The sequence below is a fragment of the Sphaerisporangium rhizosphaerae genome, from assembly GCF_042665155.1.
Taxonomy (GTDB): Bacteria; Actinomycetota; Actinomycetes; order Streptosporangiales; family Streptosporangiaceae; genus Sphaerisporangium; species Sphaerisporangium rhizosphaerae.
This window is the reverse complement of the sequence record NZ_JBHTCG010000028.1, coordinates 17,712-41,131: the sequence shown is the minus strand read 5'-3', so window position 1 is coordinate 41,131 and position 23,420 is coordinate 17,712. Positions and strand designations below refer to the sequence as shown.

Genomic DNA, 23,420 nt, shown 5'->3' with positions numbered 1-23,420 from the left:
GTCTCTACTCTTCGAGGTCGGCGATGACCCAGTCGCTGATCTCTCGCCATAGCGCCGCCGACTTCTGGTGGAAGGGGTGGAGGAGGTATCTCTGGAGCGCGTCCGCGTCGCGGACCAGGCCGATGACGGCGAAGTCGTAGGCGATGGCGCGCTCGGAGATGTTCCTGCCGGTCCGCCATTCGAGGAGGTCCTCCACCTCCGCGCCGACTTCGGCCGACATGCGCTCCGCCTCGATGGCGCGCTCGTCCGCCCAGGTGTGCCCGGGCTTGAACTTGAAGAGCACGATGTGCCGGATCATTCGCCCACCTCCACGCGCAGGGCCGCGGCCGCCAGGTCCAGCCGTTCGGTGAGTTCGGTGACGGTCCCGCCGCGCGCGATCACGTGGCCGAACCGGTCGTAGGCGCTGCGCGGCGGGCCCACCCGCGTGCCCGGCGCGGCGGTGACGCCGACCCGCGCGACGCCCGGCAGCGCCGCCGCCCGCTCCACGCCGGAGACGGCGCGGACCTCGCCGGCGCGGTCGGCGACCAGGAACCGGATGCCCGCGTAGCCCTCGTGCCTCTGCTCCAGCGTCACCGGCGCGCCGATGGCGCCGCGGATCTGCTGTTCGAGCAGGTCCAGGCCGTCGACCAGGGAGATCAGCTCGGGGATCATGCCGCCGGCCAGCCGCGGGTTGATCTCCACCACCGCCACGCCGTCGGGCAGGAGCCTGACCTCGGTGTGGGTGGGGCCGTGCTGGACGCCGACCGCCGCGAGCGCGAGGCGGACCGTCTCGCGCATCGCCTCGCCGTCGGCGGCGCCGACGGGCGCGGGGTACAGATGGCCGGACTCGACGAAGTACGGGTGCCCGGTGAGCGACTTGGCGACGATCCCGACGCACCTGGCCTCGCCCTCCGTGTGCACCATCTCGACGCTGAACTCGGGGCCTTCCAGGTACTCCTCGACCAGCGCCGCCGGCTCGCACACCTGGCCCCGGACGTTGACCCGCACCGACAGCACCTGCGCCACCTGCGCCAGCGCCTCGGCCGGGGTCGCGCACAACCGGACGTCCTCGGACCCCGAGCCGCCGACCGGCTTGACCACGCACGGCAGCCCCACCCGCGCGACGGCCGCGGAGGTCTCACTCTGGTCGTGGACCACGGCGAAGCGCGGCTGCCGGAGCCCGGCCTTGGCCAGCGCCCGCCGCGTGCGGCCCTTGTCCCGGCAGATCCGCACCGCCTCGGGCGGGTTGCCCGGCAGCCCCAGGTGGGCCGCCAGCTCGGCGACGGTGGCGACGTAGAAGTCGCTGGTGGTGGTCACTCCGCACAGCTCGGCCGCGTAGGGGGCGACGGCGGCCAGGAGCGAGCCGGGGTCGTTGGTGTCGCAGCGCACCACCTGCGCGCCGGTCGCCGCGAGGCCCCGGTAGCGCTCCGGCCCGCCGGTGAGGAACAGTGGGTCCAGGCCGAGCTCGCCCGCGGTCCGCAGCGCGATCATGCCGGTGCCGGTGGTGTTGGCCTCTACGCAGGCAAGGCGGCCTCGCATCGCACCTCCCGGCGTCTCGGCCCGGGGAAGCAGTTGGACCAGGTCGTCACGGTCTGGGAGGCGTCGACCTCCACGGGCGCGTCGGCGACGGGCATGCCGTGCAGGTCCTTCTCCAGCCAGTGGCCCTCGTCGTAGACGGTGGCGCAGTAGCGGTCGCCGCGGTCGGGCATGATGCCGACGATCCGCGTGCCGGGGCCCTCCCTGCGGGCCAGGTGGCGCAGCACCCCGTACACCGAGCCGGCGGTGTTGCCGCCGAAGATCTGCTGCTCGGCGGCCAGGTCGGCGGTCGCCTGGAACGCCTCGCGGTCGTTGAGCCAGTGCACCTCGTCGATCAGCGAGTGGTCCACGTTGTCGGGGACCAGGCTGTTGCCCAGGCCGCTCTGCAGCCGTCCCGGCAGGTCGGGCTGGCCGAAGATGACGCTGCCGACGCAGTCCACGCCGACCGTCCACAGCTCGGGCAGCGTCTCGCGCAGGGCCCGCGAGGTGCCGCACAGCGAGCCGCCGCTGCCGACCGCGCCGACCAGCACGTCGATGTGCCCGAGGTCGGCCAGCAGTTCGGCGGCGAGGGTGGCGTAGGCCCGCGGGTTGTCGGGGTTGCTGTACTGCCGGGGCCAGAACGACCCGGGCAGCTCGGCGCGCAGCAGTTCCAGCCGCTCCAGGCGGGCGCTCTGCCAGCCGTGGGAGGTCATCTTGTCGACGATGTGCACCGAGCAGCCCAGGAAGCGGAGCTTGGCCAGGGTGATCGGGTCGATCCGCGGGTCGGTGACGATGTGCACCGGGTGGCCGAGCGCGGTGCCGACCAGCGCGACGCCGAGCGCCATGGTCCCCGAGGAGCTCTCGACGATGGCCGCGCCCGGGGCCAGCTCGCCCGACTCGCGGGCGGACAGGATGACCTGCCGGGCGACCCGGTCCTTCATCGCGAACAGGTTCTGCAGTTCCAGCTTGGCGTAGACCGCTGCGCCGCCCAGGTCGAGCGATACCAGCGGGGTGTGCCCGATCGCGTCGATCACGTTGTTGTGAAGCACCGGACCTCCTCTGCGTCGGCGGTGAGCGAATGGTCGACGTGCGCGTGTCCCGCCAGCCGCGCGCACGCCCTCTCGGCGCGGCCGAGCCGGTCGCGGTAACGCGGGTCGGCGATGTCCAGCAGCAGGCCGATGGCGGTGCCGCTGTGCGCGACCGCGACGCCGAGGCCGCCGACCTCCTCGCAGATCTGGCGCATCGACCGCATCGTGGTCTTGGGGTTGAGCCGCTGGTTGAGGATCGCGCTCTGGGTGGCGACGTGCCCGATGTCGGCCACGTCGCCGGCGGCCACGGCGACCACGAGCATGTCCAGCAGCCGCGCGTACTCCTTCCTGTCGTCGTCGGAGAAGGGCTTGGGCCGCCGGTTGAAGGCGATGGTGTCGACGCTGCCGCCCTCGTCGACGCTGACGATCGTCAGCGGAGGCAGGTGGCCGAGCCGGGTGAGCAGGCGCACCTCGCGGTGCAGGAAGGCGACGGCGCCGTCGTACATGACGCCGTCGGTCGGCTCGATGGGCCGCAGCAGCGACTCGATCTCGGCGGCCTGCGGCACGGCCCCGATGGCCTCGCCGACCGCGCGGGCGGTCGCCACCAGGTCGGCGGAGGAGCTGCTGAACCCCTTGCCCTCCGGCAGGTCGCTCTGCACGGTCAGCACGCCGCCGGTCCGCACGCCGTGCTCCTCCAGCAGGGCCCTCGCGACCCGCAGCGACTTGCTCTTGTGCCCGGGCACCACGGTGACCTGCGCGGACTTCGGGTCCAGGCGGAAGGTCGCCCGGCTGGACCTCGGGATGGGCAGCGTCACCAGGAAGTCCTGGCCGCCGCCGGCGAGCTGCCCTTGCATGAGCTCGCCGAAGGTCCCGTAGGCCACCCCTGTGCCGATCACGACCGGGACTCGAGACCGAGGAGCCCGTCCACGGCGGCCACCGACGCCTCGGCCCGCCGGCGGCGCGCCGACCACTCCCTCGCCAGGACGGCCAGTTCCTCGCCCTGGCCGGCCAGCATCGCGCGGACCTCGTCGGGGTGCGCCGAGCCCAGCGAGCGCTTGCGCCGCAGTCCGGCGCCCGGTTCGAGCGTGCCGTCCAGCAGGCCGGCCGCGTCGGCCACCGGGTGGCCGGCGCCGGCGCAGACGCGCTCCAGCGCCTCCGGGTCGGCGGGCGTGCCCTCGGCGATCATGGCGACGATGTAGCGGCCCGCGATGACCTGCGCCGTCCGCCACGGCACGCCCGCGTCCAGGGTCAGCCGGTTGGCCAGCGAGAAGCCGCCGAGGTGCTCCCCGGCGCACAGCTCGCGTCCCCGCGCGGCGGGGAAGACGGCGTTGTCCAGCACCAGCGTGAGCAGGCCGAGCACGGAGGCGAAGGTGCGCGTCGCGGAGTCGAGCTGCGCGCCGCCCTCCTTGCCCACCTCGACGGTGTTGCTGTACGGCGTGCCGCGCTGGGCGGCGGCGACGTCGACGAACCACGACAGCAGGTGCGCCGTCCGGCCGCGGATGCGCTCCAGCAGCGGGTAGTTCTTCTTCTGCGGCATCGCCGAGGAGATCCCGGCCAGCTCGTCGGGCAGCTCGACCAGCCCGTAGTGGCTGCCGGCCCAGGTCATCAGGTCGCTGACGAACCTGTTCAGCCCGGTGGCGAAGGTCGCCGCCTCGGCCGCGAGCTCCAGCATCCACGCCCGGGAGGCGACGGCGGCGAGCGCGTGCGTCCGCGGCCCGGCGAAGCCCAGGTGCCCGGCCATCGCCGCCCTGTCCCAGGGCAGCTCCTGGCCGGCCATGGCGCCCGCCCCGAGGGGGGACAGGTCGGCGTGGTCGTAGGTCGCGAGCAGGCGGCGCAGCGTGTGCAGCAGGTGGTCCGACAGCGCGCTGAGATAGAAGCCCGGGGTGATCACCTGGGCCGCCTGGAGGTGGGTGTACCCCGGCATCGGCGCCTCGGTGTGCCGGGCGGCCAGCCGGTGCGCGGCGTCCACGCAGGCGACCAGGCCCTCGGCGATCCCCAGGGTCCGCTCGCGGCCGAACATGAGCTGCGCGCAGGCCTGCGCGTCGTTCCTGCTCCGGTCGACGTGCCAGCGCGGCGCCGGCGCGCAGGACCGCCCGGAGAACCACGCGGCCACCAGGCGCTCGATGCCGAAGGAGATGTCGGACAGATTCTCCTCGGGGTCGGCGGTGAGGTCCTCGGGGGTGATCGCGTGCAGGGCGCTCGCGATTCCCCCGGCCTCCTCGGGCGCCAGAATCCCCATCCGCCGGTATTCGAGCAGCAGGACCTTCTCAATGTGGAGGTAGTGCGGCAGGAGATGCCGCACCTCATAGGAGAACTGCGGCTCCAGCACCTCCTCGTGCAGGAGGTTCGCCGGAGCGCCGCCAATTCGGCCCGTCACCATAGCCATGCCCGAACGCTAGGGCGGCGACTTATCGGCTCGTTTTCACCCGTCTATGAAAAGCAGATGATATGTGCCGGATATGACGCCTCCATAGTCTGCGGGACAGGAACAAATATGGAGGTGGGCACGGTGCCCGACAGGGGAAACCAAGAATACTGGCGCGAAACACTCGCAGCGGGAGGCGGCACACGGCTGCCCCGCTGGTCGCATGGATACGCAGGCGAGGCCTCGCGCGGTTTTCCCCTGTTCCCCCCGTCCGCTTTGTCCCCCGAGACGCCCGGCTCCCCCGCGCCACCGGCTCCGTCGCCGGCGACGCTGCTCGCCGCGCACGCCAAGGTGCTCGCGGCGCTGTCCGGCGAGACGACGGTGGCCACCGGTTACCGCGCCCCCGGGGCGGCCGAGGCGCTCCCCTGCCGGATCACCGTCGGCGACGGCACGTGGCGCGAGCTGACCGCCGCGGCCTCTCGCGCCGAGGAGGAGCTGCGGCGGCACGCCGGCCACCCGGTGGCGGCCCTGCGCGCGGAGCTCGGCCCCGAGGCCATGTGGTTCAAGACGGTCCTGGACCTTAGCGGGGGCGACCCGGACGCCGGTCTCGGCGAGGTCGTGCTGCGGGCCGAGGTGGACCTGCCCCGCGGGCGGCTGCTGCTGCGCTACCGCACCGACGTGGTGGACGAGAAGTACGCGGGCAGGATCGCCGGCTACTACCGCACGGCCCTGGAGCTCGCCGCCCGCGACCTGGACGCCCCCCACGGGGAGCGGAGCCTGCTGGCGGAGCAGGAGCTGCGCCACCAGCTCGACGTGCTGGCGGGCCCGCCCCGCGAGCTGCCCGACCGGCGCTTCCACGAGCTGTTCGAGGAGCGGGCGCGCGAGCGCCCCGGCGAGGTGGCCGCGGCCCGCGGCGGCGTGGAGCTGACCTACGCCGAGCTGAACGCCCGCGCCAACCGTCTCGCCTGGGGGCTGCTCGCCCGCGGGCTGGCCGCCGAGGACGTCGTCGCCGTGGCGGCCGAGCGCGACCTGGACTGGATGGCCGCCGTCATCGCCATCCTGAAGGCGGGCGGGGTCTACCTGCCCGTCGACCCGGGCTTCCCCGCCGGCCGCGTCGCCACCATGCTGGAACGCAGCGCGTGCCGCTTCGTGCTGGGCCACGGCCCGGTGGAGGGCGCGGGCGAGGTGGTCACCTACGCGGACGCCGTCGCCGGCGTCACCCGCGAGGACGACCCGGGCATTCCCGTCGCCGCCGGCCAGGCCGCCTACATCTACTTCACCTCGGGCTCCACCGGCCTGCCCAAGGGCGCGGTGTGCGAGCACGCGGGCATGCTCAACCACCTGTACGCCAAGATCGAGGACCTGCGCATCGCGCCGGGCGACGTGGTCGCGCAGACCGCGCCCCAATGCTTCGACATCTCGCTGTGGCAACTGCTCGCCGCCCCCATGGCCGGCGCCCGCACGCTCATCGTCGAGCAGGAGGTGATCCTGGACGTGCGGCGCTTCGCCGCCACGCTCGCCGAGCGCCGCGTCACCGTGGCCCAGCTCGTCCCCTCCTACCTGGAGGCCGTGCTCGCCCACCTCGACGACGAGCCGCGCGCCCTGCCCGACCTGCGCTTCGTCTCGGTCACCGGCGAGGCGGTCAAGAAGGAGCTGCTGGTCCGCTGGTTCGCCCGCTTCCCCGGCGTCGGGGTGCTCAACGCCTACGGGCTCACCGAGACCCACGACGACACCAACCACGAACTGCTGGAACGCGCGCCCGACGGCGAAGGGGTGCCGCTCGGCGCGGCCATCCCCGGCGCCCGCGTCTACGTCGTGGACGAGAACCTGTGGCCGGTGCCGCTCGGCTCGCCCGGTGAGATCGTCTTCTCGGGGCGGTGCGTGGCCAGGGAGTACATCGGCGACCCCGAGCGCACGCGCCTCGCCTTCACCGGCGACCCGCACCGGCCCGGCCTGCGGCTGTACCGCTCGGGCGACTTCGGCCGGTGGCGGCCGGACGGCAAGCTGGCCTTCCTCGGCCGCAGGGACGCCCAGGTGAAGATCCGCGGCCACCGCGTCGAGCTGGGCGAGGTGGAGGGACGGCTGCTGCGCGTGCCCGGCGTGCGCGACGGGGCCGTCCTGGTCGCCGAGAGCGGCGGCGGCCCGCAACTGGTGGCCTTCTACTCGGCCGGCGCGGACATCCCCGAGGACGACCTGCGGGCCTCGCTCGGCGCGGCCCTGCCGGTCTACATGGTGCCCGAGCGCTTCCACCGGCTGGACGCGCTGCCCCTGACCGGCAACGGCAAGGTCGACAAGAAGAGCCTGGCCGTCCTTGCCCGGGAGACGCCCCGGCCGGCCGGCGACCTGCCCCCGCGCACCCCCGCCGAACGGCGCGTCGCCGCGCTGTGGGAGCAGGTCCTGTCCCTGCCCGCCGGCCGCGTCGGCCGCGGCGACGACTTCTTCGCGCTGGGCGGCACCTCGCTGTCGGCCATCAGGTTCCTGGCCAGGCTCGGCAGGGCGACGACCCTGCGCGAACTCGCCGACCACCCCGTGCTCGCGGCCTTCGCGGCCCACATCGATGGAGGCGACCGGCGGATGCCGACCCCCGTGCACCACCCGGACAGGCCGCCGATCCTCGGCGTCCCCCAAGGCGCGGGCCCTGACTGGGTCCGCGACCACCGCGACGAGCTGTACGCGACGGTCGCCGAGCACGGCGCCGTGCTGCTGCGCGGCCTGGACCTCACCGGCCTCGACGGCATGCGCGGCTACGCGAAGGAGTTGCTCGCCGAGCCGGCCGTCGAGCGGGAGGGGTTCGCCCCGCGCGCCGACCACGGACACGGCCTGTACTCCTCCGCCGAGTGGCCGCCCGACCAGCCGATGTGCATGCACCACGAGCTCAGCCACTCCCTGACCGTGCCCCGGCTGCTGCTCTTCGGCTGCCTGACCGCCCCCGCCAAGGGTGGGGTCACCGGGCTGGCCGACGGCCAGGAGGTGCTGGCCAGGCTGGGCGGCGCGCTGACCGAGCGGTTCGAGCGGGAGGGGTGGCTGCTCCAGCGGCACTACGGCGACGACGTCGGCCTGCCCTGGCAGGCGGCCTTCGGCACCGGCGACCGCGCCGAGGTCGAGCGGTACTGCGCCGAGAACGCCATCGAGTACCGGTGGGGCCCGGACGGCACGCTGTCCACCCGCCAGCGCAGGGCCGCGGTGCTGGCCCACCCGCTCACCGGACGGCGGTCCTGGTTCAACCAGATCGCCTTCCTCAACGCCTGGACCATGGCGCCGGAGGTCCGCGAGTACCTCCTCGAGGTGTACGGACCCGAGCGCCTGCCCTTCAACACCTCCTACGGCGACGGCGAACCGGTCGGCGCCGCCGAGGTGGATCTGATCAACAAGGTCTACGAGACGTGCACCCTGCGCGAACCGTGGCGGAAGGGGGATCTGATGATCGTCGACAACCTCCGGATGGCGCACAGCCGCGAGCCCTACCAGGGGCCGCGCGAGGTGGTCGTCGCCATGGGGGACCCCGTGCGTCTGGCGCCCCGGTGAACGGCACCGTGAACGGCATCGTGAACGGCGCGGTGAACGACGCGGTGAACGGCACGGTGAACGGCGGCGGCATCCGCGTCCAGGGGCTGACCAAGCGGTTCGGCAAGGTCCACGCGCTCCAGGGCGTCGACCTGGAGGTGCGTCCCGGGACGGTCCTCGGCCTGCTCGGGCCGAACGGCGCGGGCAAGACCACCATCGTCCGCATCCTGTCCACGCTGGAGCGCCCCGACTCCGGCACGGCGTCCGTCGGCGGCCACGACGTGGTGCGCGAGCCGCACCTGGTCCGGCGGGCCATCGCGGTCGTCGGCCAGTACGCCACCGTCGACCAGGGCGTCTCCGGACGCGAGAACCTCTACGTGGTCGCCCGGCTGCTGGGGCTGCGCCCCCGCGCCGCAAGGGCCCGCGCCGAGGAACTGCTGGAGCTGTTCGGGCTCGGCGCGATGGCGGGCCGCGCGGCCGGCGGGTACTCCGGCGGGCAGCGCCGCCGCCTGGACCTGGCCGCGAGCCTCATCGGCCGGCCGGGCATCCTCTACCTCGACGAGCCCTCGACCGGCCTTGACCCGCACAGCCGCAAGGAGCTGTGGGACCTCATCCGCGGCCTGACCGACGACGGCATGACCCTGCTGCTGACCACCCAGCACATGGAGGAGGCCGAGGCCCTCGCCGGTGACGTGGTGGTCGTCGACCGCGGCCGGGTGGTCGCCGCCGGCACCCCCAAGGAGCTGCGCTCGCGCATCGGCGGCCAGATGCTGCACGTCCGCACGGCCGCCACGGCCGACCTCGAGACGGCGCGGTCCGCGCTGCGCGCCGCCGGCCTGGCCCCGGCGGGCGACGGCGAGGACGGCGTGCTGCGCATGCCGCTCACCAGGGACGACCACCTGACGGCCGCGCTGCGGGCCCTGGCCGGCGCGGACATCGTCGTCACCGGCTTCGAGACCCGCACACCCAGCCTCGACGAGGCGTTCCTCGCCCTGACCAGCGTGCCCCGCGACCGGGAGGACCAGTGACCCCGCGACAAGGACCCAGGACCCGGCGAGAACGACCCGCCGCCCGGCGAGAACGACCCGCGAGCCGGCGCGAACGACCCGCGGCCCGGCGACAAGGACCCGCGACCCGGCGACGAGGATTCGCGGCCGGGCGAGAAGGACCCGTGACCCGACGAGGAGGACCCATGAGCCCCACCCCGACCGGCCCGCCCGAGGAGGACCCGTGAGCCAGGCACTGACCGCGATGGACGCCGTCCGGCACGCCTCGGTGATGACCCGGCGCAACATCGCCCAGTTCAGGAACGACCCGGGTCTGATCCTCGACGCGACCCTGACCCCCGTGCTCATCTCGGTCATCTTCGTGTCGGTCTTCGGCGGGGCCATCGCCGGCGGGACGGCCGACTACGCGCAGTTCTTCGTCCCGGGCATCATGGCCATCAACCTCATGATCGTCTCACGCAACACCGGCGTCGGCATGGCCGTCGACTTCAACTCCGGCGTCGTCGACCGGTTCCGCACCCTGCCCGTCGCCCGCTCGGCCCTGCTGTCCGGCAGGGTCGCCGCGGACGCCCTGCGCATGCTGCTCAGCCTCGTGGTGATCCTGGCCTGCTCGACCCTCATCGGGTTCCGCATCGGCGGCGGCCTCGCCGGAGCCGCCGCGGCCGTGGCGCTGCTGCTCGGGTTCGGCGTCGCCCTGTCCTGGATCGCCGTCTGCATCGGCGTCTCGGTGCGCAGCATCACCACCGTCTCGACCCTCACCTCCCTGTGGGTGCTGCCCTTCCAGTTCGGCAGCTCCGCACTGGTCCCCACCGAGGGCATGCCCGCCTGGCTGCGGGTCTTCGCCGACGTCAACCCGGTGACCCTCGTCGTGAACGCCTCCCGGGGCCTGCTGGACGGACGCGCGGCCGCGGGCCCGATCGCCGGCGCCCTCGCCTGGATCGCCGTGATCCTGGTCGTCTTCGTCCCGATCTCGGTCACGCAGTACACCCGCCGCGGCCACCACTGACCGGCGCGGCATCACTCGATCAACCCAAGCGACACGAACGGATGGTTTGTCATGCTCAAAAACGTTGTCATCGTCGGTGGCGGAACCGCGGGCTGGATGACGGCCTCCTACCTCGCCTCGGCGTTCGGCGACCGCGTCTCGGTCACCCTGGTCGAGTCCAAGAGGATCTCCACCATCGGCGTGGGCGAGGCCACCTTCAGCACCGTGCGGCACTTCTTCGAGTACCTGGGCCTGCGCGAGCAGGACTGGATGCCGCACTGCAACGCCAGCTACAAACTCGGCATCAGGTTCGAGAACTGGCGTGAGAAGGGCCACTACTTCTACCACCCCTTCGAGCGGCTGAGGATCGTCGACGGCTTCCCGATGACCGACTGGTGGCTGCACAAGAAGCCCAGCGAGCGGTTCGACCGGGACGTGTTCCTGATGGCCTCGATCTGCGACGACAAGCGCTCGCCCCGGTATCTGGACGGCCGGCTCTTCGAGCAGGACTTCGTCGAGGGCAGGGAGCCGGCGGAGACCACCCGCACGACCCTGCTCGACCAGGGCACGCAGTTCCCCTACGCCTACCACTTCGACGCCTCCCTGCTCGCGAACTACCTGTCCGGCTACGCCAAGGAGCGCGGGGTCACCCAGATCCTGGACGACGTCGTCGAGGTGGGACGCGACGAGCGCGGCTGGATCAGCCACGTGCGGACGGCCGAGCACGGCGACGTCACCGGCGACCTGTTCGTCGACTGCACCGGCTTCCGCGGCCTGCTGATCAACAAGACGATGGAGGAGCCGTTCATCTCCTTCCAGGACACCCTGCCCAACGACAGCGCGGTGGCGCTGCGGGTGCCGGTGGACATGGAGGAGAAGGGCCTGCGGCCGTGCACCACGGCGACCGCCCAGGACGCCGGCTGGATCTGGACCATCCCGCTGTTCGGCCGGATCGGCACCGGTTACGTCTACGCCAGCGACTACAGCACCCCCGAGGAGGCCGAGCGCACCCTGCGCGAGTTCGTCGGCCCGCAGGCCGAGGAGATGGAGGCCAACCACATCCGCATGCGCGTCGGCCGCACCCGCAACCCGTGGGTCGGCAACTGCGTGGCCATCGGGTTGTCCTGCGGTTTCGTCGAGCCGCTGGAGTCCACCGGCATCTTCTTCATCCAGCACGGCATCGAACAGCTGGTGAAGCATTTCCCCGCCCTGGGCTGGGATTCCGCGCTGACCGACTCCTACAATCGCGTCATGGCCGACGCCATCGACGGCGTGCGCGAGTTCCTCGTCCTGCACTACAAGGCGGCGGCCCGCAACGACAACGCGTACTGGCGCGACGCGAAGACCCGCACGACGCCGGACGGGCTGCAGGAGCGTTTCGACCAGTGGCGCTCCAAGCCGCCCGCGGCCGACACCATTTTCCCGCGCTACCACGGCTTCGAGGCCTACTCCTACCTGGCGATCCTCCTCGGCATGGGCGGCGTCCCGATGAAGCCGACGCCCGCGCTCGCGCTGATGGACGGCACGGCGGCCGACAAGGAGTTCCAGATGCTCAAGGACGAGTCGCTGGACCTGGTGAAACGACTGCCCAGCCAGTACGAGTACCTCGCCCAGATGCACCGCTAGGAGAACAGATGTACGTGTTGCTGCTGCTCCCCGCGATCGCGCTCATCGTGATCTGCGGCGGCTGGGCCGCACGGCGGCTCAGCCAGCCGGAGGTCGTGATCGAGATCGCCCTGTGCCTGGCCCTCGGCATGGTGGCGGCCACCCTGCTCGGCCGGGACCTCACCGGCTCGGCCGCTTTCGAGGTCCTGCGGTTCGCCGGGCAGCTCGGCCTGGCCATGTTCCTGGTCGGGGCCGCCCACCATATGCGCGAGTCCTTCGGCGGGCACTCCCTGCGGCAGGTGGCGTGGCTGTCGGCGGGCGCGACCCTGGTCCCGCTCGCCGCGGGCGCCCTGTTCGCGGTGTGGGTGCTCAAGGACGGCGACCCGCTGTTACGCGGCGGGGCGCCCACGGTGGCGCTGGTGCTGATGCTGGCGATCGCGCTGACCGTCACCGCCGTGCCGGTCCTGGCCGGCATCCTGCGCGACCGCGGCCTGCAGCACACCGAGGACGGGCGGCTCGCCCTGATGAGCGCGTCCGGCATCGACGCGGTCATCGGGGTGCTGCTCGGGATCACGATCGGGCTCACGCAGGGCGGCGGCGGGTTCGTCACCATCCCGGTGGTCCTGGCCGGCGGCGCGGTGGCCGTGCTGCTGCGCCGCCTGGCGGCCACCGCGCGGGTCGCGGCACTCGCGGAACGCCACCGCGTCGTGCTGCTGGTGCTGATCGCGGCGGCCGCGACCGGCGCGGCCCTGGCGACCAAGCGGCTCGGGCTGACCGAGGTGTACGGCGCGGTGATCATCGGACTGGCCCTGCCCGGCAGGCCGGGAGCGGCCGAGCGCGGCCCGTGGACGGAGGCGGCCGAGACGCTGGGCCGTCTCGGCCGGTCGCTGCTGCCGGTCACGTTCGTGGTCACCGGCACCGTCGTGGTGGCCGGCCCCGACCGGATCTTCTCCTGGGAGGCCACCGCGATCGCCACCGCGCTGGCCATCGTGGCCAAGCTCGGCGGCGCCTACGCGGGCGCGAGGGCGGGCGGCCGGTCGCGCACCTCCAGCATGCGCCTGGCGACGCTGATGAACACCCGGGGCCTGACCGAGATCGTGGTCCTGCAGGCGGGGTTCACCGCCGGGATCCTGTCCCCCGCGATGTACCTGGCGCTGCTGGTCATGGCGCTGGTCACCACGGGGCTCAGCGGCCCGCTGCTGCTGGTCACCGACCGGTACGCGCGCTCGACGGGCGTCGGGGCGGGCGTGCCCTCCTCCATCCACCTAGCCGAGCGGTGATCACATGACCATGGCGCCGAGGGCCGTACGAGACGGCCTCGACCATCCCGCCGAGACCACTCCCGACCGGTTCCGCAGCTTCATGTCCGGTTTCCCGAGCGGGGTCGCCATCATCACGGCGACCGGCCTCGACGGCCGGCCGTGGGGGATGACCTGCTCGGCGCTGTGCAGCGCGACCACCGACCCGCCGACGCTCATCATCGGCATCCGCGCCGAGAGCCCGACGCTCAAGGCGCTGCTGGACAGCCGCGTCTTCGCGGTCAACCTGCTGCACGACCGGGCCAGGCGCACGGCGGAGCTGTTCGCCTCGGGGGCGCCGGACCGTTTCGACGGCGTGCGGTGGGAGAGCCGTCCCGGGTGCGGGCCGCACCTGCTGGACGACGCGCACGCCGTGGCCGACTGCAGGGTCAGCGACAGCGTGCTGATCGGCCGCCAGCGCATCGTGTTCGGCGAGCCCTTTCGCATCGACGACCTGGCGGAGACCGTCCCGCTGCTGTACGGGCTGCGGCAGTACGGAAGGTGGGCCGAGGGCCGGTGACCCCGGCCGTGGGGAAGGCCGAGACCGGAAGGTCTCGGCCTTCTCCCCTGCGTCCGCCCGGACGGCGGTCACCGGGAAGGTCCCCGTGTCGTCGTCACCGGGAATCAGCCCGCGTCCCCGTCATCGGGAAAGGCCCTCCCGGACGGCGGCCAGCATCTCCGGGCAGTCGTGCACGAAGAAATGGTCGCCGGGAAAGACGTGGAAATCGAAACCGGCGCCGCTGTGCGCGCTCCACCGGCGCACGTCGTCCGGCGGCGCGCTCGGGTCCTGCGCCCCGGCGAACGCGGTGATCGGAACCGGCAGTACGGAACCCTCGGCCGCCGCGGAGGTCTCGGAAAGCTGGAAATCGGCCCGAATCGTGGGCAGAAGCAGGTCGACCAGGTCGCGGTCCTCGAAGAACTCCGGCGGCGTCCCGTTCATCTTGCGCAGTTCCTCGATGAACTCCTCGTCGGGCAGCAGATGGTGGCGGCGCCCCTCGGGGACGGCCGCCGGCCCGCACCCCGACAGGTAGACGCGCACCGGCACGTCGTTCCCCTTCTCGCACAGCCGCAGCGCCAGCTCGTAGGCGACCAGGCCGCCCATACTGTGGCCGTACAGCGCGAAAGGCTTGGTCATCGTGGGGGCGAGGCCGTCGATGAGCATCGGGACCAGCTCGTCCAGCCGCGCCACCGGGTCCTCGGAGATGCGGTCCTCCCGGCCCGGCAGCAGGATGGGGCAGACCTCGACGCCCGGCCCGAGCGCCCCCGCCCAGGAGTCGAACATCCGGGTGCCGCCGCCGGCGTAGGGCAGGCAGTAAAGGCGGGCACCGGCCGCCGGATTCTGGTGACGCCAGGAAATCCACCGCTGACTTGTCATGGTCGTCGCACCCTCCTCGGGTCATTCTTTCCCATTGAAATGGTAGCAGCGGGACACGGCATTCCGCCGCCCGGTGAAAAGGCTTTGATAACCACAAGAAATCGCCGCCGTATAGCCTTTTATCGTGCCGGTGATCAGCGATCCACTCCAGTACAACGCAGAGGACGTCTACGTCGACCTGCGGCCCACGTTCGGGCAACGCCTGTATCTCAAGTACGAAGGGTTCAATTTCGGCGGTTCCATCAAGATGAAGGCGGCCGCCGAGATGGTGATGGCCGCCGAGCGCAGCGGACGGCTCCTGCCGGGCTCGACGCTGGTGGAGTCCTCCTCGGGTAACCTCGGCCTGGCCCTGAGCATCATCGCGGCCAGCAGGGGTTACGGGTTCGTGTGCGTTACCGATGCCCGCTGCAACCCCGCCGTGCGAAGCATGATGGAGCTGTACGGCACGCGGGTGCACGTGATCACCACGCCCGACCCCGTCAACGGACTCCTCGGCGCGCGCATCGACTACGTCCAGAGCCTGTGCGCGGAGGACGACCGCTACGTCTGGCTCAACCAGTACGCCAATCCCAGCAACTGGACGGCCCACTACCGGCGGACGGCGCCCGCCATCGCCTCGGCCTTCCCCGACCTCGACGTGCTGTTCGTCGGCGCGGGGACCACCGGGACCCTGATGGGGTGCGCGCGGTACTTCCGCGAGCACTCCCCGCGGGTGACCATCGTCGCGGTGGACGCCATCGGCTCGGTCACCTTCGGCGGTCCCGCGACCCCGCGGATGATCCCGGGGGTGGGCACCAGCCTGCGCCCTCCCCTGCTCGACGAGTCGTTCGTGGACGACGTCGTGCACGTCAGCGAGGCCGACACGATCCAGGCCTGCCACCGCATGGCCAGCAACGGGTTCCTGTTCGGCGGCTCGACGGGCACGGTCGTCAGCGGCGCCCTGCGGTGGCTGTCCGCGGGCGGGTACGACGCGGAGACCACCGCGCTGACCATAGCCCCCGACCTCGGGGAACGCTACCTCGACTCCATCTACTCCGAGACCTGGCTGCACGACCACTACGCGGGCGAGGAGTGGGGGCCACCCTGCTGGGACCTCCGCGAGATCGCCCACGACGTCCAGGCCCCGCCCACACCAAGCACCTGAGGAGACGACCATGGCCACCAACCCCTTCGAGAACAACGACGGCACCTACCTCGTCCTGGTGAACGACGAGAACCAGCACTCCCTGTGGCCGTCCTTCATCGAGGTCCCCACCGGCTGGACCAACGTGTTCGGCGAGAACGGCCGGCAGGAGTGCCTCGACTACATCGAGGCCAACTGGACCGACATGCGCCCGGCCAGCCTGGTCCGCCTCATGGAAGAGGCGAACGCCTAGCAGGGAGTGCGGGGCCGGGCGCGACGAGCGCGCCCGGCCCTTCGCCGATGAGGTCTCGACGGGATCGGCCGCACGCCGGTCAGGTGTGCGTGCCGCCGGTCAGGTGTACGTGCCGCCGGTCAGGCGTACTGGGCGCGGGCGGCCATGCTGCCCGCGGTGTCGCCGGGGGCGTCGGCCCTGCTCTTCTCCCGGGCGTACTGCGCGAACAGGCTCGGCAGACGGTAGCGGCGGCGGCCGTCCTGGTCGCGCGCGGCGACCTCCAGGAACCCGGTCTCGTGCAGGTTCTCCATCAGGTCCTCGGCCTCGGCCGGGCCGCAGTCCAGCAGCGTGGCCGCCATCCACGGCGTGACGTCGCGGATGCCGAGCAGCCCGAGCCGGCGCAGCGCGAGCGCGGCCCGCGGCGACAGGTCGCGGTAGCTCGCGCCGATGCGCGCCCGGACGTCCCAGATGCCGTGGCTGATCTCGCTCAGCCGCCGCTCGGGGTCCTCCAGGCGCAGCAGCAGGTCCTTCAGCGTCCAGTGGCTCCTCGCCGCGAGCCGCAGGGCCGCGCTCCACAGCGCGAGCGGCATCCCGTCGCAGAGCTCGCCGAGCCGTTCCAGCGAGTCGGGGTCCTCGCGGGCCCGCTCCTCGCCGATGATGCCGCGCAGCAGCGCGGAGGACTCGGCGGTCCTGAACGGCCGCAGGTGCAGCCGGACGCTGCCGTGCGCGTCCGGCAGGGCGCGGCCGGTCAGCAGCACGCAGCAGGTGCCGCTGCCCGGCAGCAGCGGCCGGGCCTGCGCGGCGTTGCGCACGTTGTCGATGACGACGAGCACCTTGCGGCCGTCCACCAGGCTGTTGTAGAGCGACGTCTGCTCCTCCAGCCGCGCCGGGATCTCGGCGAGCGGCACGCCGAGGGCGTGCAGGAACCCGCTGAGCACGGCCGCGGCCTCGGAGGCCGGCTGGTCGGGATCCCATCCGCGCAGGTCGGCGAACAGTTGCCCGTCGGGGAAGTGCTCGGCGGCGCCGTGCGCCCAGTGCACGGCCAGCGCCGTCTTGCCCACCCCGACCCGGCCGGTGAGCACGCCCACCGGCACCGGGCCGCTCCGGGCGCGCTGGTCGAGCAGCCCGTCCAGCGCGGCCAGGTCGGCCTGCCGGCCGGTGAACAGCGGCGCGCTCGGCGGGAGCTGCGCGGGAACGACCCTGGTCCACACCGACGGGACCGGCGCGCGCACCGACGCGAGCTTGGGATCGTCCCGGAAGATGGCCGCCTGCATGTCGCGCAGGATCGGCCCGGGTTCGAGCCCGAGGTCCTCGACCAGCCGCCTGCGGCCCTCGTTGAAGATCTCCAGCGCCTCGCTGCGCCGCCCGCCGCGGTACTGCGCCAGCATGAGCAGCGCCCGCGCGCGTTCCCTGAGCGGGTGTTCCCTGACGAGGGCGGCGAGGTCGGGCACCAGGTCGGTGTGCTGCCGCAGTTCCAGTTTGAGCGCCAGCGACTCCTCGTAGACGGCCAGGCGGGTCTCCTCCAGCCTGATCGCCTTGCCCTCGACGACGGAGCTCGGGACGCCCGCGAGCGCGGGGCCCCACCACAGTTTCAGCGCCTCGTCCAGCTTGGCGCTGGCCTCGGTCGTGCGTCCCTGCTGCAGGGCCGCCTGTCCCTCCTCCACCAGGCGGACGAACTGCTCGCCGTCGATGCGGCAGCCCTCCGACACCAGCTTGTAGCCGGGTGAGACGGTGGCGATGACGTCGTGGTAGCCCGCGGCGGCGAACAGCTTGCGCAGGGCGGCGATGCAGATGGCGACCTGGGTGCGGCCCGTCGCGGGCGGCGAACCGCCCCAGACGGCGTCGACGAGGCTGTCGACGGAGACCACACAGTCGCAGGACAGGAGGAGCATGGCCAGCACGACGCGCTGGCGAGGGCTGCCGATCCGCAGGCGGCGGCCTCCGGCCTGTACCTCCAGCGGACCCAGATAGCGGAACCCCAGCGATGAAGGAGCGGTTTCCGACGGCTCACTCACGAGACCACCTTCAAGGTGCGGGAATTAAACGATTCTCCAGAACTGGAGCTCAGGTGTGTTCGCGATCGTGGTCTCGACCAGTCTTCTGAGCCTGACGTCGGCCTCCTGCGCCGTGGCCACCCGGTAAAAGGCGAAGATGTCCAGGCCCTGGGGGCCGGCGCGCACCTGGATGTGTTCGAGGCCGTCCCCGGCCGTGGCGTTGACCAGCACCCGCTCCCGCCAGCCGTCCGCGTCGCACGAGACCAGGGGCGCGACCCGCAGGGCGGACATCCGCATCAGAGGCCCACCGACGTGGCGGGTGGCGCGGCCCCGGCGCCGCCGGCCGCCGGCCCGTCCGCCGGCCGCAGGGCGAACCCCCAGCCGAAACCGGTGCCGTCGGGCGGGCCGTAGTCGACGGTCTCGCCCATGGCATGGGGGTCGCCCCAGCCGAAACCCCCGTCAGGCTGCCACGGTATGCCGGGATCGACCCACATAATGGCGGCGCTCGCAAGAGCGGTCGCGACAATTGCCAGCGTGGCCAGGTGCCGGCGGACGATCTTCGTGAGGTAGGCCATGATTCTCGCACTCTCCTTCGCCTGAATGCTTCGACATCCGCCCCGTACGGACCGCTTTCCCCGGGCGGCTCACCCCACAATGCGTTGCCGGCCCCCTGATGTCATCGGCTAGGGGTTGGCGCGAGGCCGCCTGGCGGCCTTCCGCCAGCGGCGGCCGCGCGGGCGGCGGCATCGCCGGCCGCCGCGGAAAATGGGGCGTTCGCCGGACGGCCCAGGTCAGGGGCTCAGTGGGGCGCGAAATCCGCGCGTGCGACTTCGGAGAGTAACCGTCCGCGAGATTCCCCCGGGCATTTCGGACGACCTTGCGAGGAAAAGGTCACTTGATCTATATTACGGGCGAGCGGGGGGATGGAAGAAGACTTGCAGGGTGAATGACTTCGATAGTCAAGGCAATCTCCGGTGCTACCAGCCGTCAACGGCAGTCACCCTGAGCAAGCCAGGTCATTCGATTTAATTTTGAATCAGCCCCCATCTCACCGGGCGACAGTGGGTCGAAGAAAAGGCGCAGGAGGCGCCGCTTTCACTGTGCAGGGAGGTAACGGTGCTGAGCGCGCTGGGGCTGTCCACCCGCGATGAGGCCATCTACCGCACCATGTTGGACCGCCCCGATTTCGGTGTGGCCGATATCGCCGCCCATCTGGGCCTGACGACCGACGACGTCCGTGAGGCGCTCGACACCCTCATCGACCTGGCCCTGGTCCGCTCCACCATCGAAGACGGGACGGTGCGGGCGGTGCGGCCCCAGGCCGGCCTGACGGCGCTGCTCGCCCGCGTCGAGGCCGAGCTCGGCACCCGCCAGCAGCAACTCGAAGGCGCCCGCGCCTCCATCGCCTCCATCGCGGCCGCCTACGCCGAGCAGGAGCAGTCGGAGGAGGGGCGCCGCCTCAACGGGCTGGACACCGTGCGCGACCGGCTGGCGGAGCTGTCGCACAGCGCCGTGGTCGAATGCGTCTCCCTGAGCCCCGGGGGCGCGCAGAACCCCTCCACCATCGAGTCGGAGAAGCCGCTCAACCAGATCGCGCTCGGCCGCGGGGTCAAGATCCGCACCGTCTATCTCGACAGCATCCGCAACGACCCGGTCACCCTCTCCTACGCCCGCTCCATGGTCGCCCTCGGCGAGCAGTGCCGCACGGTGCCGAACCTGCCCATGCGGCTGGTCATCGTGGACCGCGAGATCGCGCTGGTCCCCCTGGATCCCATCGACCCCACCCGCGGCGCGCTCGAACTGCGCAGCCGCGGCGTCGTCACCGGCCTGTACGCCCTGTTCGAGCAGGTGTGGAGCAGCGGCACCCCGATCACCGAGCCGCCCGCCCGCAACGAGCACGGGCTCACCCCGCAGGAGCACAGCCTCCTGCGGCTGCTCGCCGACGGCCACACCGACGAGTCGGCGGCGCGCAACCTGGCCATCTCGCTGCGCAGCGTCCAGCGCATGATGAACGCCCTGACCGAGCGCCTGAACGCGGTCAGCCGGTTCCAGGCCGGCACCGAGGCCAGCCGGCGCGGCTGGGTCTGACCGGCGCCGGCCGCCCGCGGTCAGCGCATGTAGAAGCACAGCATCGGGTCGTTGCGCCCGGTGTGCACGGCCTCGCTCAGCTCCAGGGACTCCTTCAGCTCCGCCAGCCCGCGGTTGACCTCCGGCGCGGCGGCGCGCGAGGCGGTGAAGTATCCGATGCCCCGCTCGGCCAGCCACGACAGCACCACGCGGCCCTCGCTGAACGGCCACGGCCGCCTGGTGTGGAACACGTCGTGCACGCTCACCGGCACCCCGGCGGGGACCGTCGGGAACAGCTCGTTGACGTACCAGCGCGCGAAGCTCCTGGTGTGCGCCGCGTCCACGAACAGGTAGTCGATCTCGTGGTCGTGGCCGGCGAGCATCTCGCGCGCGTCGCCGCGCACGAACGTCCACCGGCCGGCCGACAGGTCCTCGGGCACGTTGCGGCGCGCGTTGTCGATCAGGTCGTAGGTGTACAGGTGCCCGGAGCCGTTGTCCCGCAGGGCGCGCAACAGCCAGGTGGTCGACCATCCGTCCAGCGAGCCGATCTCGACGACCTCCTCGGGACGGTGCTCGCGCACCATCAGGTAGGTGATCTCGGCCTCGAGGTCGTCCAGTTTCGTCGCGGCCCCCGGGTTCGCGGCGCGCAGCGCGTGCTGTTCGACGCGCACGGCCCGCAGGTCGTCGGCGTATTTCCGATAGAGGTCGACGACGTAACCGAGGTTCAATTCGCCGTTCTCCTGGTGACCCGCCACCTGTTCCCGGCTATTTCCGTCCACGCCGTGCCTCCCTGTATTCGCCTCCGCGCCCGCCGTGCGCGGCCGGGCCCGCGGTGCGGGCGCCCTTGGCCCGCCGCGGCCCGCAACGAGGATCTACGGGTTCGGACAATATACGAGCCGCATTTCACTTCGTTATGTGCGTGGTTTCCCCGCGGCCTCGCGGTCCTGGACGCGGCCCCTTTTCGGCCCGGCTCTGTACACGGCGCCTCATCATCGGCAGGAACTTAGCGTGACGGAGTCGCGCGCGAATTATGGTGTGGACGCGGGTGATCTTGAGTGCGGTGAGCACCCACCCTCACCCGCCTCGGCCCTCCACCCCCGGCCACGTGCTGTAGGTGATCGGCGCCGGGGCGGCGGGGCGTGGTACGGCGATGCCGGCGCCTGTTACGGCGTCCGCGCCGGTGGACGTTCGTGCACGGCGCACTCAGTCGAAGACCGAGACGCGGGCGCGGTGGTGCCGGGCGTGTCGATCTCGTCCACCACCGCCACCGCCAGGTCGGCGTAGGACAGTCGCGCGGACGCCGACGGCACGGTCTCGCCTCCGATCCGGTACCGCCCGGTCCTCGCCCCGGTCGCGTCCAGCAGCGCGGGCGGGGTGAGCATGAGCCAGTCGACGACCGTGTCCCTGGCCGCCGACGGCACTCGGACGCAGCCTGCTGACCCTGATCGCGGCCGCACGCGCCTGGAGCGAGGACCACCTCCCGGCGCTGCTCGAAGCCCGTTAGGCGCACGACGCCTCGCGGGCGCGCGGGGAGCTCTCAGGGTCGCGTGCGGGAGGCGCTGACCACCTCGTTCGCGGGGACGCGGAGGGCGTTGAAGGACGGCCTGCGCCGTAGGGAGAACCCGAGCGATTCGTACAGGCGGATCGCGCCGGTGTTGTTCGCCGCGGCGTGCAGGAACGGGATCTCCCCTCGTGCCCGGATGCCCGCGGCGACCGCCAGCACCAGGCGGGTGGCCAGGCCCTGACCTCGGAACGCGGTGTCGGTGCAGACGGCACTGATCTCGGTCCAGCCGGGCGGGTGCAGCCGCTCACCCGCCATGGCGACCAGCGTGCCGCCGCGGCGGATTCCGAGGTAGGTGCCGAGGCCGATGGTGCGCGGGAGAAAGGGGCCCGGCTGGGTGCGTCCGGCGAGGTCGAGCATCTCGGGCACGTCGGCCGCGGTCAGGCGTACCGCCTCCTCGTCGGGTGCGCCGAACACCGCGGCGCCCGACATCTGGACACCTGGAATGACCTGTACCACCTCCCAGCCGGCCGGGGGTGAGGTCGTGGCGCCGGCCACGGACACGACGGCGCCCGTGCCCGACAACGCGGCGATGTCGTCCCAGTCGGCGTCCGACGGCTCGCTTCCGACCGCCAGGAAGGGAGACATGTCCGCCGGGTAGCGCCGGACGGCGCCGCGTACTTCGGCCAGGTGCGCGTGCGGCCCGGTGAGCGAGGCCCATGCGGGGTTGTCCAGCGGATGCGTCACCGGGTCACCTCGGCCACGACCGCGCCGGGGGCGGGCCCGGTGATCAGCGATGTCACAGGCATGTCCGTCCTCGGTCAGCTCGACTGGCGGGGCAGGCCCGGCGGGTTGATCTGCGACTCGGGGATCGCCTCGTTGCCCAGGCCCCAGCGGTCGAGCACTTCCTTGTACCTCCCGTCCTTGATCACCGTGTTCAGCGCCTCGTTGAGGGGCTTGACCAGGCCGTTGTCCTTCTTGGTCATCGCCGCGATGAGGCCCTGCAGATCAGGACCGGCGCCCGAGGCGGTGCCGGCGATCCGGGAGTCGCCGCTCACCGTGACGTTGTAGGCGATGGACGGATTCGGCCCGAAGTACGCCTGGATGCGTCCTGACTTCAGCGCGAGCAGGGCGTCGCCGAAGGCGGTGTAGTACTGGATCTCGGCCGGCTTGAGACCGGCCGCCTTGTTCTGCGCGTCCCAGTCGAGGAGGATCTTCTCCTGGTTGGTTCCCGACCCGACGGAGACCCGCAGCCCGGCGATGTCGGCGGGCTTGCTGATCGACGTGATCGGGCTGCTCTTGGGTACCTGCCAGGCGAGCTGGTCCACGCGGTAGGTCGCGAAGTCGTAGATGTCCTTGCGCTCTTCGGTGACCGTGACGTTGTTGAAGACGACCTCCAGTTTTCCGGACTTCGCGCCCACGAAGAGGTTCTCCCAGGAGGTGATCTCCTGCTTCACCTCCAGGCCGAGGACGTCGGCGACGAGCTGGGCGATGTCGGTCTCCACGCCGATGTACGTCGTGTCGTCGTCGGCGAGGAAGCCCAGCGGCGGAGCGCCCTGGCCGCTGTGGCCGACGGCGAGCCTGCCGTCCGCCGCGATGGCGGCGGGCACCTGCGCGGCGATGGAGTCGACCTTCCGCGCGCGCACGCGGTTCTGGTCGGGGCCGGTGTTGATCTTCCTGTCGGCTCCGGCGGCGGCGTTCGCGCCGGTGGGGGCGCTCGTGGCGGCGCCCTTGGCGGCGTCGGTCGGCTCGGCGCCGCACGCGGCGACGGCGAGGGCCAGGAGCATCGCGGGCACGGCGGAGGCGGCCCACCTGGGAGAAGAGCGCATGATGGTTCCTAGC

22 protein-coding genes are annotated in these 23,420 nt (G+C 72.1%); 9 read left to right on the top strand and 13 right to left on the bottom strand.

Annotation, left to right across the window (positions count from 1 at the left end; all coding sequences use genetic code 11):
* Positions 1-4 precede the first annotated feature (4 nt).
* The 5 genes from ACFQSB_RS30610 to ACFQSB_RS30590 are packed head-to-tail and all read right to left on the bottom strand — an operon-like array spanning position 5 to position 4,908.
* Complete coding sequence (locus ACFQSB_RS30610) at positions 5-298, bottom strand: Dabb family protein (RefSeq protein WP_380830314.1); 294 nt, start codon at positions 296-298, stop codon at positions 5-7.
* Positions 295-1,518 carry an ATP-grasp domain-containing protein gene (locus ACFQSB_RS30605; RefSeq protein ID WP_380830313.1) on the bottom strand — a complete coding sequence of 408 codons (1,224 nt, stop codon included), beginning with the start codon at positions 1,516-1,518 and terminating at the stop codon, positions 295-297. Before ACFQSB_RS30605 ends, ACFQSB_RS30610 begins: the two co-directional genes overlap by 4 nt.
* The gene (locus ACFQSB_RS30600; protein WP_354848105.1) at positions 1,494-2,543 is read right to left on the bottom strand and encodes a PLP-dependent cysteine synthase family protein; all 1,050 of its coding nucleotides are present in this window, start codon (positions 2,541-2,543) and stop codon (positions 1,494-1,496) included. The genes ACFQSB_RS30605 and ACFQSB_RS30600 overlap by 25 nt, the downstream gene beginning before the upstream one ends.
* A complete protein-coding gene (locus ACFQSB_RS30595) occupies positions 2,525-3,418 on the bottom strand; it encodes a GHMP family kinase ATP-binding protein (RefSeq protein WP_354922341.1) in 894 nt (297 codons plus the stop codon). Before ACFQSB_RS30595 ends, ACFQSB_RS30600 begins: the two co-directional genes overlap by 19 nt.
* The gene (locus ACFQSB_RS30590) at positions 3,415-4,908 is read right to left on the bottom strand and encodes an argininosuccinate lyase (protein WP_380830312.1); all 1,494 of its coding nucleotides are present in this window, start codon (positions 4,906-4,908) and stop codon (positions 3,415-3,417) included. The genes ACFQSB_RS30595 and ACFQSB_RS30590 overlap by 4 nt, the downstream gene beginning before the upstream one ends.
* A 255-nt stretch (positions 4,909-5,163) precedes the next feature.
* Between ACFQSB_RS30590 and ACFQSB_RS30585 the strand changes: the two genes are divergently transcribed.
* From ACFQSB_RS30585 to ACFQSB_RS30560, 6 genes are all read left to right on the top strand, one after another.
* On the top strand, positions 5,164-8,412 hold the full coding sequence (locus ACFQSB_RS30585) for a non-ribosomal peptide synthetase (RefSeq protein ID WP_380830310.1): 3,249 nt from the start codon (positions 5,164-5,166) through the stop codon (positions 8,410-8,412).
* A gap of 71 nt (positions 8,413-8,483) precedes the next feature.
* Positions 8,484-9,419 carry an ATP-binding cassette domain-containing protein gene (locus ACFQSB_RS30580; RefSeq protein ID WP_380830392.1) on the top strand — a complete coding sequence of 312 codons (936 nt, stop codon included), beginning with the start codon at positions 8,484-8,486 and terminating at the stop codon, positions 9,417-9,419.
* A 202-nt stretch (positions 9,420-9,621) separates the two neighbouring features.
* Positions 9,622-10,404 carry an ABC transporter permease gene (locus tag ACFQSB_RS30575; RefSeq protein ID WP_354922329.1) on the top strand — a complete coding sequence of 261 codons (783 nt, stop codon included), beginning with the start codon at positions 9,622-9,624 and terminating at the stop codon, positions 10,402-10,404.
* A 51-nt stretch (positions 10,405-10,455) separates the two neighbouring features.
* Positions 10,456-12,009 (top strand): tryptophan halogenase family protein, encoded by a 1,554-nt coding sequence (locus ACFQSB_RS30570; RefSeq protein WP_380830309.1) that lies wholly within the window; start codon positions 10,456-10,458, stop codon positions 12,007-12,009.
* Between the two features lie 8 nt (positions 12,010-12,017).
* Positions 12,018-13,268: a cation:proton antiporter gene (locus ACFQSB_RS30565; protein ID WP_380830308.1), complete on the top strand. Its 1,251-nt coding sequence runs from the start codon at positions 12,018-12,020 to the stop codon at positions 13,266-13,268.
* 4 nt (positions 13,269-13,272) lie between these two features.
* Positions 13,273-13,806: a flavin reductase family protein gene (locus ACFQSB_RS30560; RefSeq protein ID WP_380830307.1), complete on the top strand. Its 534-nt coding sequence runs from the start codon at positions 13,273-13,275 to the stop codon at positions 13,804-13,806.
* Between the two features lie 120 nt (positions 13,807-13,926).
* On the opposite strand, the gene ACFQSB_RS30555 is transcribed toward ACFQSB_RS30560, so the two are convergent.
* The gene (locus ACFQSB_RS30555) at positions 13,927-14,661 is read right to left on the bottom strand and encodes a thioesterase II family protein (RefSeq protein WP_380830306.1); all 735 of its coding nucleotides are present in this window, start codon (positions 14,659-14,661) and stop codon (positions 13,927-13,929) included.
* A gap of 124 nt (positions 14,662-14,785) precedes the next feature.
* On the opposite strand from ACFQSB_RS30555, the gene sbnA reads away from it, so the two are divergent.
* Together sbnA and ACFQSB_RS30545 are read left to right on the top strand one after the other, a co-directional pair.
* Entirely contained in the window at positions 14,786-15,805 is a 1,020-nt protein-coding gene (sbnA, locus tag ACFQSB_RS30550; RefSeq protein ID WP_354922317.1) for a 2,3-diaminopropionate biosynthesis protein SbnA, read from the top strand.
* A gap of 10 nt (positions 15,806-15,815) precedes the next feature.
* Positions 15,816-16,037 carry an MbtH family protein gene (locus ACFQSB_RS30545; protein ID WP_380830304.1) on the top strand — a complete coding sequence of 74 codons (222 nt, stop codon included), beginning with the start codon at positions 15,816-15,818 and terminating at the stop codon, positions 16,035-16,037.
* 119 nt (positions 16,038-16,156) lie between these two features.
* Here ACFQSB_RS30545 and ACFQSB_RS30540 read toward each other — a convergent pair whose 3' ends face one another.
* The 3 genes from ACFQSB_RS30540 to ACFQSB_RS30530 are packed head-to-tail and all read right to left on the bottom strand — an operon-like array spanning position 16,157 to position 18,585.
* Positions 16,157-18,031 (bottom strand): AfsR/SARP family transcriptional regulator, encoded by a 1,875-nt coding sequence (locus ACFQSB_RS30540; protein ID WP_380830303.1) that lies wholly within the window; start codon positions 18,029-18,031, stop codon positions 16,157-16,159.
* A gap of 24 nt (positions 18,032-18,055) precedes the next feature.
* Positions 18,056-18,307 (bottom strand): hypothetical protein, encoded by a 252-nt coding sequence (locus ACFQSB_RS30535; RefSeq protein WP_380830302.1) that lies wholly within the window; start codon positions 18,305-18,307, stop codon positions 18,056-18,058.
* Positions 18,307-18,585, bottom strand: a complete 279-nt coding sequence (locus tag ACFQSB_RS30530; protein ID WP_354848064.1) for a hypothetical protein — start codon at positions 18,583-18,585, stop codon at positions 18,307-18,309. Before ACFQSB_RS30530 ends, ACFQSB_RS30535 begins: the two co-directional genes overlap by 1 nt.
* 541 nt (positions 18,586-19,126) lie before the next feature.
* Between ACFQSB_RS30530 and ACFQSB_RS30525 the strand changes: the two genes are divergently transcribed.
* A complete protein-coding gene (locus tag ACFQSB_RS30525) occupies positions 19,127-20,098 on the top strand; it encodes a LuxR C-terminal-related transcriptional regulator (RefSeq protein WP_380830301.1) in 972 nt (323 codons plus the stop codon).
* Positions 20,099-20,118: 20 nt separating this feature from the next.
* On the opposite strand, the gene ACFQSB_RS30520 is transcribed toward ACFQSB_RS30525, so the two are convergent.
* From ACFQSB_RS30520 to ACFQSB_RS30505, 4 genes are all read right to left on the bottom strand, one after another.
* Entirely contained in the window at positions 20,119-20,856 is a 738-nt protein-coding gene (locus tag ACFQSB_RS30520) for a class I SAM-dependent methyltransferase (RefSeq protein ID WP_354848058.1), read from the bottom strand.
* A gap of 384 nt (positions 20,857-21,240) precedes the next feature.
* Positions 21,241-21,498: an NAD(P)-dependent oxidoreductase gene (locus ACFQSB_RS30515; RefSeq protein ID WP_380830300.1), complete on the bottom strand. Its 258-nt coding sequence runs from the start codon at positions 21,496-21,498 to the stop codon at positions 21,241-21,243.
* A gap of 116 nt (positions 21,499-21,614) precedes the next feature.
* Positions 21,615-22,325 carry a GNAT family N-acetyltransferase gene (locus ACFQSB_RS30510; protein WP_380830299.1) on the bottom strand — a complete coding sequence of 237 codons (711 nt, stop codon included), beginning with the start codon at positions 22,323-22,325 and terminating at the stop codon, positions 21,615-21,617.
* A 74-nt stretch (positions 22,326-22,399) separates the two neighbouring features.
* Entirely contained in the window at positions 22,400-23,407 is a 1,008-nt protein-coding gene (locus ACFQSB_RS30505; protein WP_380830298.1) for an ABC transporter substrate-binding protein, read from the bottom strand.
* Between the last annotated feature and the right edge of the window lie 13 nt (positions 23,408-23,420).